Genomic DNA, 15146 nt, shown 5'->3' with positions numbered 1-15146 from the left:
CCATGCCGAGAATTAGACCAGCGACGCCGGCAAGGGACAAGCCGTCACGTCGCGGGAAGGTCAATGCTACGTGCGGCGAAGAGTTCTGCCGGTTCATGCCGGCTTTTGGGCTACTGCGAAAATGCGACGGAACGGGAAGACCGTTCCGTGGCTCGTCGAAGGGTAGGCCTCACGCAGCAGGGCCGAGTATGCGGCTTCGAAGTCAGCAGCCTCTTCCGCTGTCAGGGCTGCCAACACCGGACGGAGCCCCGTGCCGCGGACCCACTCCAGTACTGGGTCCTCCCCCTGCAGCACCTGTTGGTAAGTGGTCTCCCAAGCGTCTGCTTCACATCCGGCGTCGAGCATGATGCCCAAGTAGTCCGCAGGACTGCCCACCGCGTCATCGTGCCGAAGCACACCGCCCAGCCGCCCGGACCACTTGCGGGATTCGGCCAAGTTCCGCATGAGCGTGTGGGATGGTGACGTGAAGTTTCCCGGCACTTGCATGGCAAACCACGCCCCAGGCTTGAGGACGCGAAGCCAGCCAGCCAGCATTTCCTGATGCCCGGGAACCCACTGGAGGACGGCATTGGTGACCACCACGTCAGTATCCGCATCCGGATTCCATTCCGCGATATCACCGTGCTCGAAGGTCAGCTTCGCCGGCCCCTTATGAAGGGACTGCCGCGGAAAGTACCCGTGTGTTAGGGATTCTGCCCTGAGCAGCATTTCCTCCGACGAGTCGATGCCCACAACGCGGGCCTCGGGCCAGCGCTCAACAAGCGTTGCCGTCAGGTTTCCCGGACCGCAGCCGAGGTCAACCACCTTCGCCGGCTGGAGGGAGCTCACCCTCGCGACGAGGTCATGGAACGGCCTGTCCCGATGGTTGCCGAACTCCACGTATTTGGACGGATCCCACTTCATTGAAAGCCTCCTCGCGCCTGGCATTCCTGCTGGGCTGAGCCTAAACCGTCCGGGCACTAAGCTGGAAACCAATGAAACTTCTTGAGCAGCTCCCCGGTTCCACCGCCACAGGTCCCTTGGACCCGGACGAAATCTACACACGGTTCGTGGAGTGGACTGAGAGCCGCGGGTTGCAGCTCTACCCGGCGCAGGATGAGGCCATCATGGAGATCGCCTCCGGCGCCAACGTCATCCTTGCCACCCCCACGGGCTCCGGCAAATCCCTGGTGGCAATCGCTGCGCACTTTGAAGCCATGGCACGGGGCCAGCGAAGCTATTACACCGCTCCGATCAAGGCCTTGGTCTCCGAAAAGTTCTTTGCTCTCTGCGAGATATTTGGCGCCGAAAACGTTGGCATGATCACCGGCGACTCCGGCGTGAACCAGGATGCGCCCATTATTTGCTGCACGGCGGAAATCCTCGCCAACATCGCACTCCGTGAAGGCTCTGCCGCTGAGCTTGGCTCCGTAATCATGGACGAGTTCCATTTCTACTCCGACCCGCAGCGAGGCTGGGCTTGGCAAGTGCCGCTCCTGGAACTGCCCCAAGCACAGTTTCTCCTGATGTCAGCCACCTTGGGAGATGTCTCCCGATTCGAGACCGGGCTGACAGAGCTCACGGGGCGGAGCACCACGACTGTGAGTTCGGCGGAGCGACCCATTCCGCTGCATTACTACTACCACCTGACACCCGTTCACGAGACTCTGGAGGAACTGCTCTCCACCAAGCAGGTACCTGTCTATGTAGTCCACTTCAGCCAGGCCGAAGCCATTGAGCGTGCCCAGAATCTTATGAGCATCAACATGTGCAGCCGTGCCGAAAAGGACCGCATCGCCGAGTTGATTGCGGGATTCAGGTTCGCCGCCGGCTTCGGTAAAACATTGAACAGGCTTGTACGGCACGGCATTGGCGTCCACCACGCCGGCATGCTGCCCAAGTACCGCCGCCTGGTGGAGCAGCTCGCCCAGGCCGGCCTCCTGAAAGTCATCTGCGGAACCGATACTTTGGGGGTGGGCATCAATGTGCCCATCCGAACGGTGCTGTTGACGGCTTTGAGCAAGTACGACGGTGTACGCACCAGGTCTCTGAACTCGAGGGAGTTCCACCAGATTGCAGGTCGCGCGGGCCGTGCAGGCTACGACACCGCCGGCACTGTGGTGGTTCAGGCGCCCGATCACGTGGTGGAAAACACGAAGGCCATGGCCAAGGCCACCGCCAAGTTTGGCGATGACCAGAAGAAACTGCGCCAGGTTGTCAAAAAGAAACCGCCGGAAGGATTCGTGTCCTGGGGCGAGCCCACGTTCAAACGACTCGTCGAGTCTGTTCCAGATCCCCTGACGTCCAGTTTCACCGTCACCCACGCGATGCTGCTGAACCTTATGGAGCGGCCGGGCGACCCCTTCCAAGCGACCCGGCGCCTGCTGAGTGAGAACCACGAGAGCCGACCTGCGCAGCTCAGATTGATGAAGAAAGCCCTGGGGATCTACAGGGAACTGTTGGCCGCGGGCGTGGTGGAACGCATTCCGGAGGCGGAGCAGGAGGCAGAGGGACGCTCGGTCCGGCTGACTGTTCATTTGCAGGCCAACTTTGCCCTCAACCAGCCGCTCTCTCCCTTTGCGCTTGCCGCGTTGGAACTGCTTGACCCCGAGTCTCCGTCCTATGCCTTGGATGTTGTCTCGGTGATTGAGTCGACTCTTGAGAAGCCGCGCCAGATTCTCTCGGCCCAGCAGAAGAAGGCGCGGGGTGAGGCAGTCGCGGCGATGAAGGCTGACGGCATCGAGTATGACCAGCGCATGGCCATGCTCGACGAAGTGACCTACCCCATGCCGTTGGCGGAGATTCTTGGCGAGGCTTTCGAGGTTTACCGCAAGGCGGCCCCTTGGGTAGGCGACTTTGAGCTCGCTCCGAAGTCGATCATCAGGGACATGTACGAGCGTGCCATGAACTTTGGTGAATTTGTGCAGTTCTATGGCCTGGCCCGTTCTGAAGGCATTGTCCTGCGTTATCTGGCGGATGGTTTCCGCGCTCTGAGGCAGACAGTGCCCCAGGACTCCCTTCGTGAGGACCTGGAGGATCTTATCGCCTGGTTGGGTGAGTTGGTGCGCCAAGTGGACTCCAGCCTGCTGGATGAGTGGGAGGAACTAACCTCAGGGCTTGCCCCGACCCCTCACGACGCTCCCCCGCCCCCGCCGCCGCTGCTGACGGCCAACATCCGGGCCTTCCGGGTGATGGTTCGGAACGAAATGTTCCGCAGGGTTGAACTGTTTGCAGATGAGGATTCGGCAGCGTTGGGAGAACTGGATTCCGAGGCCGGCTGGGAGGCCGAGCGGTGGGAGGAAGTCCTGGACGACTACTTCGACGAACATGACGATATCGGCACTGGCCCCGATGCAAGAGGGCCAGGGCTGCTCATCATTACCGAGGAACCCGGCACCTGGAAGGTTCGCCAGATCTTCGATGACCCTGCGGGTAACCACGACTGGGGAATCTCCGCCGACGTAGACCTGGCAGCCTCGGATGAGACCGGCACCGCCGTGGTGCGGGTGACGGAAGTCAACAGGCTCTAGGCCCGCCATGGGATCAGTTCCTGATCTGTCCGCCGGCTTGCGCGAGGTGGAAGGCCTACGCAACGAGCGGGCGGCAAGTTGTACTGGTTCGCGGCGTTGGTGGGGTGGCGCCCTGGATGTCGAGGGGTTGGCCTTGGGCTCGGTTCAAAGCGCAGCCACAGCGCTGAATGCGTTGACGGGTTTTCCAGGGAGATACTCGGTTGACTCAGGGCTGACTGCGGCTGCTTTTGATTCGCTGGGGCACCTTCGGATTGAAGGCCGGAAGCCGCAGGGATTTGCTCCGACATCCGGGTTCCGGCGCACTGCGGACGGCTGGATCCGCCTGCACGCCAATTACCCTCATCACGCTGCACGCTTGATGGAGGCACTTTCTGCCACGACGCCCCAGGACGTGGACCGTGCCCTGTCGTCGATGACCTCCCTGGAGGCCGAGACCGTGATCGTGGCACGCCAGGGTGTTGCCGCCGCCGTCCGAAGCCGTGAGGAGTGGGTTTCCTCAGCCATGCACTCCGCGGCCAGCTCAGGCCCTTGGATCAGTCTCTCCCCTCATAATGCACAGCCCCGGGATGCGGCTGCCGCCCCTTGGGTTCCGGCCGGGAACCCGCTCCGGCCGCTGGACGGCTTGAAGGTACTCGATCTGACCCGTGTGATCGCCGGGCCGACTGCCACGCGCTTTCTGGCGGCGTTGGGTGCTGACGTTTTACGGATCGATCCCCCCTTCCTTCCGGAGCTGACGGAGGCGTTCATCGACTCGGGGTTCGACAAACGCAGCGCCGAAGCAGATTTCAGGAAGGCCGGGGATCTGGCAGCTATTCATGGCCTCGTGGCCTCTGCTGATGTGGTGGTCACCGGATATCGGAACGGAGTCATGGACAGATACGGTTTGGGCCCGGAAGCGCTGTTGGCCACCAAGCCGGAGCTGGTGGTGGCCACGTTGACTGCTTGGGGCAGCAGCGGTCCGTGGCAAGAGAGGCGGGGCTTCGACAGCCTCGTGCAGGCAGCCTGCGGAATCGCCGTGAGGTACGGACAGCATGACGACGCCGGATGGAAACCGGGGGCGCTCCCCGTCCAGGCCCTGGATCACGCCACTGGATACGGACTCGCGGCGGCAGTGCTGACTTTACTGCTGGAACGTAGAGAGACTGGAACAGGTGGGTCAGCGATGCTCTCCTTGGCGCGGACGGCTGAGGAACTCTTCGCTCTGCCCTCCGGTCATCAGGGCATGCCTGTGATCACGCTCCAGGAGCCTGAATACTCTGATGCGGACAGCCCATATGGCTTGCTCAGGTTTGTGGGACCACCCCTTTCTGTTGAGGGAGTCCCGCTCAGCTATCGGCAGCCGCCGGTGCGTTATGGAGCGTCCCCGCTAGCTTGGCAGGAGGAGCAAGCAAGGCCCTAGTAAGCTCGAATGCATGAGTGTAATCCGCCCCGCCACCGTTGAAGACGTTCCCCCAATCCTGCGTATGATTCACGATCTTGCAATCTACGAAAAGGAACCGGACGCCGTTAAGAACACCCCGGCCATGCTCACCGAAGTGCTCTTTGGCGAGAACCCGCGCGTCTACGCCACCATGGCTGAAAACAACGCCGGCGCGGTTCAGGGTTTCGCCCTTTGGTTCCTGAACTACTCCACCTGGGAAGGCGTTCACGGCATCTACCTCGAGGACCTCTACGTGGTTCCGGATGCGCGTGGCGAGGGCCACGGCAAGGCGCTGTTGCAACATCTGGCCGCCACCGCCGTCGAACGTGGTTACGCACGTGTGGAGTGGAGCGTCCTGAACTGGAACCAGCCCTCCATCAACTTCTACAAGAACCTTGGTGCTTTCCCCATGGAGGAATGGTCAACGTTCAGGTTAACCGGTGATGCACTCCAAGCCTTCGGGGCGAACATTGGCAAGGCGAAAGAGGCTCTGACCCGTGGCTGAACTGGAAACTGAACCGTGGGCCACTGCGGGCGGGCATCGTATCCAGGCCCGCCATGAATTCCGCGGACTCCGAACGGCGGAGCACTACTTCAGCGTTCCCTTGGTGCACCAGGCCGTGGTCCCCGGCGAGACGATCACCATCTTTGCCAGGGAATACTCCTCCACCAGCCATCCGCCCGAGGAGGCTGCCAAGCTCCCGTGGCTCCTGTACCTTCAGGGTGGGCCAGGCGGCCGGGGTAACCGCGTCACCTCGCTGTCCGGCTGGATGAAGGCGGCCGCAAAGGACTTCCGCATCCTGATGCTGGATCAACGCGGAACCGGATTATCCTCGCCGATAGAACGGCGGTCATTGGAGCTCCGGGGCGACGCCGCCGCACAGGCCGACTATCTGACACATTTCCGTGCTGACTCGATCGTGGCCGACGCCGAGTACATCCGGCGTGTTCTCGACTCCGGCCCATGGTCTGTACTGGGACAGAGCTTCGGTGGGTTCTGTGCGCTCACGTACCTGTCCTTCGCGCCGGAGGGATTGCGTGAGGTGCTGATCACCGGTGGTCTGGCCCCTCTCCACGGTTCAGCGGACCGTGTTTATCAAGCAACGTTCCGTCGGGTTGCCGCAAGGAACGCCGAGTATTTTTCGTGGTACCCGGAGGACAGGGAGCAAGTCACGCGAATTGCCCGTCATTTGGAGCAGCACCCGGAATTTCTGGCAAGCGGCGAGCGGTTGACGCCGGAGCGTTTCCAGATGGTGGGATCTTTCTTGGGCGGCAACACCAGGGTGGATGCACTCCACTACCTCTTGGAAGACGCCTTCATAGACACGCCCACCGGTGAGCGGTTGTCCGAATCGTTCCTTGAACAGGTGCGGGGACTGGTCAGCCGTGCGGCTAATCCGCTCTATGCCGTCCTGCACGAGTCCATCTACGGTCAAGGCGAGGCAACCAACTGGGCGGCCTGGCGCGTCCTGGAGGACTACCCTGAGTTCAAGCCTGTTGCCCAAGAACCACTGCTCACTGGGGAAATGGTGTATCCCTGGTACTTCGAACAGGACCCGGCGCTCCTTCCCTTGCGTGACGTCGCCGAACAACTGGCGGCCCGGAAAGACTGGAAACCGTTGTACGACCCCGCCCGGTTGGCGTCCAACACCGTCCCTGTCGCGGCGGCCGTGTACAAGGACGACATTTACGTGGACCACGATCTTTCGCTGGAGACTGCTGCAGCCGTGCGCGGACTTCAGACCTGGGTCACATCCGACTTCCACCACGACGGAATCGCCGAAGACGGTGAGGGCATCTTTGGAAGGCTGTTCGGCATGGTGCGCTCCCGCCGCTAGGTGGATGACCTATCCGCCGGCCCGCCGTTCCCGGCCGAGGTGCGCTGGCGGGATGCAGTGACCGCCGTCAAGGCCAGCACCGCTGCCGCCAAGATGCTGGAAGCGATGTTGAGGCCCTGATAGCCGATCCAGGCAAGGAGCAGGCCGGACGTTGCGCCACCGAGCGCTCCGGCGGCACCCATCAGGGTGTCCGAGACGCCCTGCACGGTGACCCTTTGATCAGGTTCGACGCTCTCGGCCAACAGCGTTGAACCCGCAATGGTTGCCGCAGACCAACCCAGGCCCAGCAGAATCAACCCTGCGGTCACCAACACAGGCTCATGCTGCCCGAACCCTGCCACGAACACCGCCACCAGCAGGAGCCCGTGCCCCATTGCGATGGTCTTAAAACGGCCGGCCTTGTCCGTGAGCCACCCCCAGAGGGGAGATAGGGCGAACATGCCAGCGATGTGGAGGGAAATCGTGAGCCCTATGACCACCAGCGCGTCCGTGCTGTCGGTGGTTCCACCATGGTGTCCCTCGTGCGATCCGCCCACGAGCTGTTGGAGGTGCAGTGGTGTCATGGACATGACCGCCACCATGACGCCGTGGGCGGCTACGACTGCCGCCAGCGCCAACATCGCCCGGGGTGACGAACGGACGGCACGAAGACCGGATCGGATGGTCCCCCGCACAGGCAGCGCTGCCGGTTCACCGCTGGCATCAACCAGACGGGCCAGCCGGCGGGACAGCAGCAGCGGATCCGGTCGCAAGCCGGCGAACAGCAGCCCTGCTGCGAGGAACAGTCCAACTGCGGAGAACACGAACGGGCCGGCTATGGGTGGCAGCCCCAGTGCCGCACCTACCGCGGCTCCGGGCTGAATCAGGTTTGGCCCGGCCACAGCTCCGATGGTGATGGCCCAGACCACTGTGGACAATGATCGTCCGCGCCGCTCCGGTTCTGCGAGGTCGACGGCGGCGAAGCGCGCTTGCAGGTTCGCGGCGGTGCCCAGGCCGAGGAACGCTGCCCCAAGCAAAAGCAGCAGGAATGACTTGTTCATTACTGCGGCGATGATGATTAGTGCACCGACCATAGCGGCAATCATGCCGGTGACGAGTCCTACGCGCCGACCGCGTGCCTCAGCCAACCTCGCCAGTGGCAGGGCTGCGATTGCTGCGGCCAGTGTCAGCACGGTGGTGATGGAGCCGGCCCAGGCTTCGGACCCTGACAAGTCCACGGCCAGGAGGGATCCGATGGACAGCGTGGCCCCATTGCCAACGCCGCTGAGCAGTTGTGCCGAACTGAGCAGGAAAACAGTACGGCGCTGAACCCGTTGCGGGTCCAGCGCCGTAGCAGAAGTTGTAGTCACTTCACGAGACTACAACTTTTGGAGGTCAGTTACTCTGCCTCGCTCATGCTCTTCGTGGCATCTGCCTCGAGCCGGGCATCCAGCTTGGCTTGCCGTGCTTGCGGGCTCAAGAGGCTGGCCACGACGGCAACAATGATGGTTCCCACAATGACTGCCAACGAAACATAAGTAGGGATCTCAGGTGCCCATTCGATGTGGTGGCCGCCGTTGATGAACGGAAGCTCATTGACGTGCATGGCATGCAGGACAAGCTTGACGCCGATGAAGGCCAAAATCACGGACAGAGCGTGCTTGAGGTACACCAGTCGCGTCATGAGGCCACCGAGGAGGAAGTACAGCTGACGCAGGCCCATCAAGGCGAAGATGTTTGCAGTGAACACGATGAAGGCACTCTGGGTCAGGCCAAAGATTGCAGGGATGGAGTCAACAGCGAACAGGAGGTCGGTCAGGCCGATGGTCACGAAGACGATCAGCATGGGGGTGAAGACCTTCTTGCCGTCGACGGTGGTCCTCAACTTGCCTTCGTCGAACTTCTCTGACATCGGCAGCACCTTGCGAAGGCGGGCGATCAGGGGGTTCTCCGCGCCTTCTTCTTCGTCTTCGCCGGAATCCCTGGCCTGCTTCCAGGCAGTCCAGAGGAGGAACGCGCCGAAGATGTAGAAGACCCAGCTGAACTGCTCGATGACTACTGCACCCAAAGCGATGAAGATACCGCGCAGGATCAGCGCGATGATGATGCCCACCATCAGCACTTCCTGCTGGTACTTACGGGGTACCGAGAAGCGGGCCATGATGATGATGAACACAAAGAGGTTGTCGATGCTGAGGCTGTACTCAGTGACCCAGCCTGCGACGAACTGACCCCCGTACTCGGGGCCGGCGAACGCGAACATGGCTACTGCGAAAAGCAGCGCCAATCCTACGTAGAAGCCAACCCACAGGCCGGCTTCCTTCATGGAAGGTTCATGGGGACGCTTGACGACCAGCAGGAGGTCGATCAGCAAGATGATTCCGAGAACGACAAAGGAGCCGATCTCAAACCAGACGGGAAGCTGCATTAAAGGTGCCTTTCGCAGGGTACGGGAAAGCGGTGTAAGTCTCTCCGGCCTGCCAGGGTGCGGTGAATGCAGAAATTGGCGGCCCGCTAGATCCGGCGAGGCATCTGTGCCTTGCGTGCTGACGGACGTAGCGCTTGGGATACTCCCCTACGTGAGAACAACCTTACCTTAGGCGTGCCCGGCGGACTGCATCTGGCGTAATTCGCGCTTCAACTCCTTGACTTCATCACGGATGCGGGCCGCGACTTCGAACTGCAATTCAGCAGCCGCCCCATGCATCTGCTCGGTCAGTTGCTCAATGAGGCCCACAAGGTCTTCAGCGGGAGCTGCAGCAAGTCCATCCTGGCGAACCGTGGCGGCGCCCTTGGCAGACGTTTTGCGCTTGCCACCCTTGGCCAGCCGGTTGTTGTTCAGCAGTTCCTGGGTGTCGGCGTCTTCCTTGGCCAGTTGATCGGTGATGTCGGCGATCTTCTTGCGCAACGGTTGGGGGTCTATGCCGTGGTCGGTGTTGTATTGCACCTGAATTGCACGGCGGCGGTTGGTCTCCTCAATGGCGTGGGCCATGGAGTCGGTGATCCTGTCCGCGTACATATGCACCTGACCCGAAACGTTGCGGGCGGCACGGCCGATGGTCTGGATCAGGGAGGTGGAGGAACGCAGGAAGCCTTCCTTGTCCGCATCCAGAATGCTGACGAGTGAAACCTCGGGAAGGTCCAAACCTTCGCGGAGCAGGTTGATACCCACCAAGACGTCGAAAACGCCCATCCGGAGTTCCCGGAGCAGTTCCACGCGCCGCAGAGTATCCACATCGGAGTGCAGATACTCCACCTTGACGCCGTGCCCTACCAGGTAGTCGGTGAGGTCCTCTGCCATACGTTTGGTCAAGGTGGTGACAAGAACGCGTTCATTCTTCTCCGTGCGGGTCCTGATTTCGCCGAGGAGGTCGTCGATCTGTCCCTTGGTGGGCTTGACCACTACCTCGGGATCGATGAGGCCGGTGGGACGAATGATCTGCTGCACATAGCCATCGGCTTTACCGAGCTCATACTTGCCCGGGGTTGCCGACAGATACACGGTCTGGCCGATGCGTTGCAGGAATTCGTCCCACTTCAGCGGCCTGTTGTCCATGGCCGATGGCAGGCGGAACCCGAAGTCCACGAGGTTCCGCTTACGGGACATATCGCCCTCGTACATGGCACCGATCTGCGGAATGGTGACGTGTGATTCGTCCACCACCAGGAGGAAGTCATCCGGGAAGTAGTCGATCAGGCAGTGTGGCGCCGTTCCGGGTTCGCGGCCATCAATGTGGACGGAGTAGTTCTCAATGCCGTTGCAGAAACCCATCTGCTGCATCATTTCGAGGTCATACGTGGTGCGCATCCGGAGCCGCTGGGCTTCCACTAGCTTGTTCTGGCCTTCGAGCACCTTCAAGCGGTCGGCCAGTTCATCCTCGATCCGCTTGATGGCGCGGGCCATCCGTTCGGGACCGGCCACATAGTGCGAAGCAGGGAAGACGTACATCTCTTCTTCGTCCCGTAGTACCTCGCCGGTGAGGGGGTGAAGCGTCTGGATGTTCTCGATCTCGTCACCGAAGAACTCGATCCTGATGGCGAGTTCCTCGTACATGGGAATGATCTCCACGGTATCGCCGCGGACCCGGAAGGTGCCCCGGTGGAAGTCCATGTCATTCCGGGCGTACTGCATGGAGACGAACTTCCGGAGGAGGTGGTCCCGGTTCATCTCCGCGCCCTTGCGGAGCGTGACCATGCCGGCGATGTACTCTTCCGGTGTGCCCAGACCATAGATGCACGACACCGTGGCCACCACAATGACGTCGCGTCGGGTGAGCAGGGCGTTGGTGGCCGAGTGCCGGAGCCTTTCGACTTCCTCGTTGATGGAGGAGTCTTTTTCGATGAAGGTGTCCGTCTGCGCTACGTATGCCTCAGGCTGGTAGTAGTCGTAGTAGGAAACGAAGTATTCCACTGCGTTGTTGGGCAGCAGTTCCCTGAATTCATTGGCTAGCTGCGCGGCCAGGGTCTTGTTCTGGACCATCACCAAGGTAGGGCGCTGGACCTGTTCGATGAGCCACGCCGTGGTTGCACTCTTACCAGTACCCGTGGCGCCGAGGAGGACAACGTCTTTTTCGCCGTTGTTGATTCGTTCGGTCAGTTCTGCAATGGCAGCGGGCTGATCACCGGCAGGTTTGAACTCACTGATTACTTCGAAGGGCGCGACGACACGGTTGATCTCCTGGGCAAGACTCATAAAACCAATCTACCCCCGCCCTAGGACAGCTACTGTCCGCGTTTGCCTTCAGCGGAAGACATATACGACGGCGGCATCCAACCTGTGCGGTTGGCCCACTCATCCATGAGTGGCCAGGCGACTTCGGTAAACCACGGCTCCTTGGCTTCGGCATAGGCAGCGGTTCCCCTATCCCCTGCAAAAGAGGCCGTCAACGCGATTTTATGAGCTTGATACAGCTCGGCTGCTGACGGATCCGATCGCAACCAGTCACGGAACAGCAGTGCGTACCGCCATCCGGCTGAGCCGGCTACCCGGACGTGCAGGTTCACGGCACGGCCTGGATCAGCGTTGGCATGGAACCGTTTCAGCCATTGGGCGGGATCAGGTTCCGGTGGCTTCGGGGTGTCCCGGTTGGCATGGGGCACGGCGGGAAAACCGGCAGAAGCGAGGACGGGCGCAATGCGGTCCGCTGTTTGAAGGTCAGCCACAGCGAGTTGGAGGTCGATCACGTCCTTCGCCGCCAGCCCCGGTACTGACGTTGAGCCTATGTGGTCCACTGCAAGGACCTCGTGGGGAGCTGCAGCGATGATGCGTTCGGCCAGTCGCTCGGCCTGCGCAATCCACTCCACCTTTGAAGTGTTCATGACCGGCCCGGCTTCGCGCAGGGCCCTGGTGCTCCGGTGGAGGTTCTCCGCGAAGGGCAGCAACCGCTGTTCCCACAAAGCATCTACCGCGGCGAGCAATTGATCTTGGGTTCCGGAGTTGTCCAGGACAACATCGGCAGCGGCGTTGCGTTCTGTGCGCGTGGCCTGTGAGGCCATGCGGGCCAACGCGTCCTCCGTGGTCATCTGCCGAAACTCCACCATGCGTTGAAGGCGCACGTCATCCGGGGCATCAACCACCACCACCAGATGGAAGTTGCTTCCCTGCCCGGTTTCCACGAGCAGCGGAATGTCCTGGACCACGATGTCGCCAGGGCCGGCACCTGACACAATCGCGGCGGCTGCCTCCCGCACCAGCGGGTGAACGATGCCATTGAGCACTTGGCGCTGAGCGGGATCCTTGAACACGATAGCGCCGAGCTTGGGCCGATCAAGCTTGCCGTTGGAGTCGAGAATTTCAGGGCCGAATGCTTCCACAACACGGGCAAACCCGGGAGTTCCAGGCTCCACCACTTCCCGCGCAAGGAGGTCCGCGTCCACAAGGATGGCACCCAATTCCCGCAACCTGGACGCCGCCAGCGATTTCCCCGAGGCGATGCCGCCCGTTAACCCAATCTTCAGCACCCTCCAACACTAGACTGAAGCGGTGGAAAATGAGGATGACAGCCGTGCGACAACATACACAACAATCGCAGTCGGCTCTGACTTCCGCCACGAATTGGAGATCCGGAGATCCCGCTTCATCACAGTCCTTCGGCGATCACCCGACGAGGAAACCGCACGCTCGCTGGTCAGTGACCTTCGGCGTGAATTCCACGACGCCCGCCACCACTGCTCAGCCTTCGTCATAGGTCCCGATCGCATGATCCAACGATCCAGCGACGACGGTGAACCCTCGGGCACGGCGGGTATCCCCATGTTGGAGGCCCTCATCAAGCGTGAAACCTCACCAAAGGTGGCGGACCTCAGCGACGTGAGTGCCGTCGTCGTGCGGTATTTCGGTGGGATCCTCCTGGGCGCGGGTGGACTGGTCCGCGCGTACTCCGAATCGGTATCCGCGGCCCTGGATGGGGCTCCGTTGGTTCATCGACGGCGGCTCCGCTTGTGCGACATCGACGTCCCCCATGCCGAGGCCGGCCGTTTGGAAAACGAACTTCGCAGCGCCGGCTATGTCATGGCGGAGACCGGATACGAAGCCCGGCACGCGGTTCTTCGAGTCGCCTTGCCTGATCATGCAGCCATCATCTCCGGGGCCCACGCCCGGCTGGCCTCCCTGACGGCGGGCAATCTCGAGCTGCGGCCGCAGGGAACCGAGTGGGTAGACGTCCCCCTCTGAGCAGTTCCCGTATCGCGAAGGGGCTTAAAGCAGAAGGACCCCCGCCCGGAGGCAGGGGTCCTTCTTTGGCTATTCAGCACATCCCGTGAGGGTGGCGGAATTAGTTGCCGGTCAGCTTCTCACGCAGTGCGGCGAGTGCTTCGTCGGACGCCAGGGTACCAGCGTTGGACTCAGCAGCTGCCGGCTCCGAGGAGTAGCTCGTGGTGCCGGAATCGCTCTCACCGGACGTTGCAGCAGCAGCGTCGTCAGCAGCGTGCTGGGCAACCTGCTTCTTGTGAGCTTCCCAGCGGGTCTGGGCGTCAGCGTACTGCTGCTCCCAAGCGGCGCGCTGGGTCTCGTAGCCTTCGAGCCATTCGTTCGACTCGGGGTCGAAGCCCTCAGGGTACTTGTAGTTGCCCTCTTCGTCGTACTCAGCGGCCATACCGTACAGAGCGGGATCGAACTCGGTGCTGTCAGCGTCAACGCCCTCGTTAGCCTGCTTGAGGGAGAGGGAGATACGGCGACGCTCGAGGTCGATGTCGATGACCTTGACGAACAGTTCGTCGCCAACGGAGACAACCTGCTCGGCGAGCTCCACGTGGCGGACAGCCAGCTCGGAGATGTGCACGAGGCCTTCAATGCCGTCTTCGACGCGAACGAACGCACCGAACGGAACCAGCTTGGTGACCTTACCCGGAACAACCTGGCCGAGGGCGTGGGTGCGGGCGAAGGTCTGCCACGGATCTTCCTGCGTAGCCTTGAGCGACAGGGAGACACGCTCGCGGTCCAGATCCACTTCGAGGACCTCGACGGTGACTTCCTGGCCAACCTCGACAACCTCGGACGGGTGGTCGATGTGCTTCCAGGACAGCTCGGAAACGTGAACGAGGCCGTCTACGCCGCCCAGGTCCACGAATGCACCGAAGTTGACGATGGAGGAAACAACGCCCGGACGAACCTGGCCCTTTTCCAGCTTGTTGAGGAACGTGGAGCGAACCTCGGACTGAGTCTGCTCGAGCCACGCACGGCGGGACAGCACAACGTTGTTGCGGTTCTTGTCCAGCTCGATGATCTTGGCTTCGATCTGCTGGCCGATGTACGGAGCGAGGTCGCGGACACGACGCATCTCCACGAGCGATGCGGGCAGGAAGCCACGCAGGCCGATGTCCAGGATGAGGCCACCCTTGACAACCTCGATGACGGTACCGGTAACGACACCGTCTTCTTCCTTGACCTTCTCGATGTCGCCCCAGGCACGCTCGTACTGAGCACGCTTCTTGGAGAGGATCAGACGGCCTTCTTTGTCTTCCTTGGTGAGAACCAAAGCTTCGACCTGATCGCCAACGGCGACGACGTCACCGGGATCAACATCGTGCTTGATGGAAAGCTCGCGGGAAGGGATGACACCTTCGGTCTTGTAACCGATGTCGAGCAGAACTTCGTCGCGGTCGACCTTGACGACGGTACCTTCGACGAGGTCTCCGTCGTTGAAGTACTTGATGGTGGCGTCGACAGCTGCGAGGAAGTCCTCAGCGGTACCGATGTCGTTAATGGCGACTACGGGGGTACCGGGCTTCTCGGTGGAGGTGATGGTCATGTAGTAGGGGCTCCGTTGTGGATAGTTAGTCGGTCAGGCAAACCGCTGCCGTCCGGGTCCGGACGGCAGAACACGGCAAATTACCGGGTCATCCTGATTTGTGGATTAATACAAATGGATGCATGCACGTAGTACACGCCCGTTTATTCTA

11 protein-coding genes are annotated in these 15146 nt (G+C 61.4%); 5 read left to right on the top strand and 6 right to left on the bottom strand.

Going from position 1 to position 15146, the window contains the following annotated elements; all coding sequences use genetic code 11:
• Window positions 1–93: 93 nt before the first annotated feature.
• On the bottom strand, window positions 94–903 hold the full coding sequence (locus tag J7I86_RS15465) for a trans-aconitate 2-methyltransferase (protein WP_214821215.1): 810 nt from the start codon (window positions 901–903) through the stop codon (window positions 94–96).
• A 71-nt stretch (window positions 904–974) separates the two neighbouring features.
• Here J7I86_RS15465 and J7I86_RS15460 point away from each other — a divergent pair, with 71 nt between their 5' ends.
• From J7I86_RS15460 to J7I86_RS15445, 4 genes are read left to right on the top strand one after another with little or no spacing between them, the layout of a single operon-like run.
• Entirely contained in the window at window positions 975–3509 is a 2535-nt protein-coding gene (locus J7I86_RS15460; protein ID WP_214821213.1) for an RNA helicase, read from the top strand.
• Between the two features lie 7 nt (window positions 3510–3516).
• Window positions 3517–4908, top strand: coding sequence for a CoA transferase (locus tag J7I86_RS15455; protein ID WP_214821211.1), 1392 nt, complete (start codon window positions 3517–3519; stop codon window positions 4906–4908).
• A 13-nt stretch (window positions 4909–4921) separates the two neighbouring features.
• Window positions 4922–5434: a GNAT family N-acetyltransferase gene (locus tag J7I86_RS15450; RefSeq protein WP_214821209.1), complete on the top strand. Its 513-nt coding sequence runs from the start codon at window positions 4922–4924 to the stop codon at window positions 5432–5434.
• Window positions 5427–6767: an alpha/beta fold hydrolase gene (locus tag J7I86_RS15445; protein WP_309476742.1), complete on the top strand. Its 1341-nt coding sequence runs from the start codon at window positions 5427–5429 to the stop codon at window positions 6765–6767. The genes J7I86_RS15450 and J7I86_RS15445 overlap by 8 nt, the downstream gene beginning before the upstream one ends.
• Here J7I86_RS15445 and J7I86_RS15440 read toward each other — a convergent pair.
• From J7I86_RS15440 to coaE, 4 genes are all read right to left on the bottom strand, one after another.
• On the bottom strand, window positions 6764–8116 hold the full coding sequence (locus J7I86_RS15440; RefSeq protein WP_214821207.1) for an MFS transporter: 1353 nt from the start codon (window positions 8114–8116) through the stop codon (window positions 6764–6766). The two genes, J7I86_RS15445 and J7I86_RS15440, sit on opposite strands and share 4 nt — an antisense overlap.
• A gap of 29 nt (window positions 8117–8145) precedes the next feature.
• Window positions 8146–9174 (bottom strand): TerC family protein, encoded by a 1029-nt coding sequence (locus J7I86_RS15435; protein WP_214821205.1) that lies wholly within the window; start codon window positions 9172–9174, stop codon window positions 8146–8148.
• Between the two features lie 168 nt (window positions 9175–9342).
• The gene (uvrB, locus tag J7I86_RS15430) at window positions 9343–11439 is read right to left on the bottom strand and encodes an excinuclease ABC subunit UvrB (RefSeq protein WP_214821203.1); all 2097 of its coding nucleotides are present in this window, start codon (window positions 11437–11439) and stop codon (window positions 9343–9345) included.
• A 29-nt stretch (window positions 11440–11468) separates the two neighbouring features.
• Window positions 11469–12707 carry a dephospho-CoA kinase gene (gene coaE / locus J7I86_RS15425; RefSeq protein ID WP_214821201.1) on the bottom strand — a complete coding sequence of 413 codons (1239 nt, stop codon included), beginning with the start codon at window positions 12705–12707 and terminating at the stop codon, window positions 11469–11471.
• A gap of 22 nt (window positions 12708–12729) precedes the next feature.
• On the opposite strand from coaE, the gene J7I86_RS15420 reads away from it, so the two are divergent.
• Window positions 12730–13419: a YigZ family protein gene (locus J7I86_RS15420; RefSeq protein ID WP_214821199.1), complete on the top strand. Its 690-nt coding sequence runs from the start codon at window positions 12730–12732 to the stop codon at window positions 13417–13419.
• 100 nt (window positions 13420–13519) lie between these two features.
• On the opposite strand, the gene rpsA is transcribed toward J7I86_RS15420, so the two are convergent.
• Complete coding sequence (gene rpsA / locus J7I86_RS15415; protein ID WP_011774756.1) at window positions 13520–14995, bottom strand: 30S ribosomal protein S1; 1476 nt, start codon at window positions 14993–14995, stop codon at window positions 13520–13522.
• Between the last annotated feature and the right edge of the window lie 151 nt (window positions 14996–15146).

This window comes from Arthrobacter sp. ISL-95 (assembly GCF_018613695.1).
In the GTDB taxonomy this organism is placed as follows: Bacteria; Actinomycetota; Actinomycetes; order Actinomycetales; family Micrococcaceae; genus Arthrobacter.
This window is presented reverse-complemented; position numbering and strand designations above follow the sequence as displayed.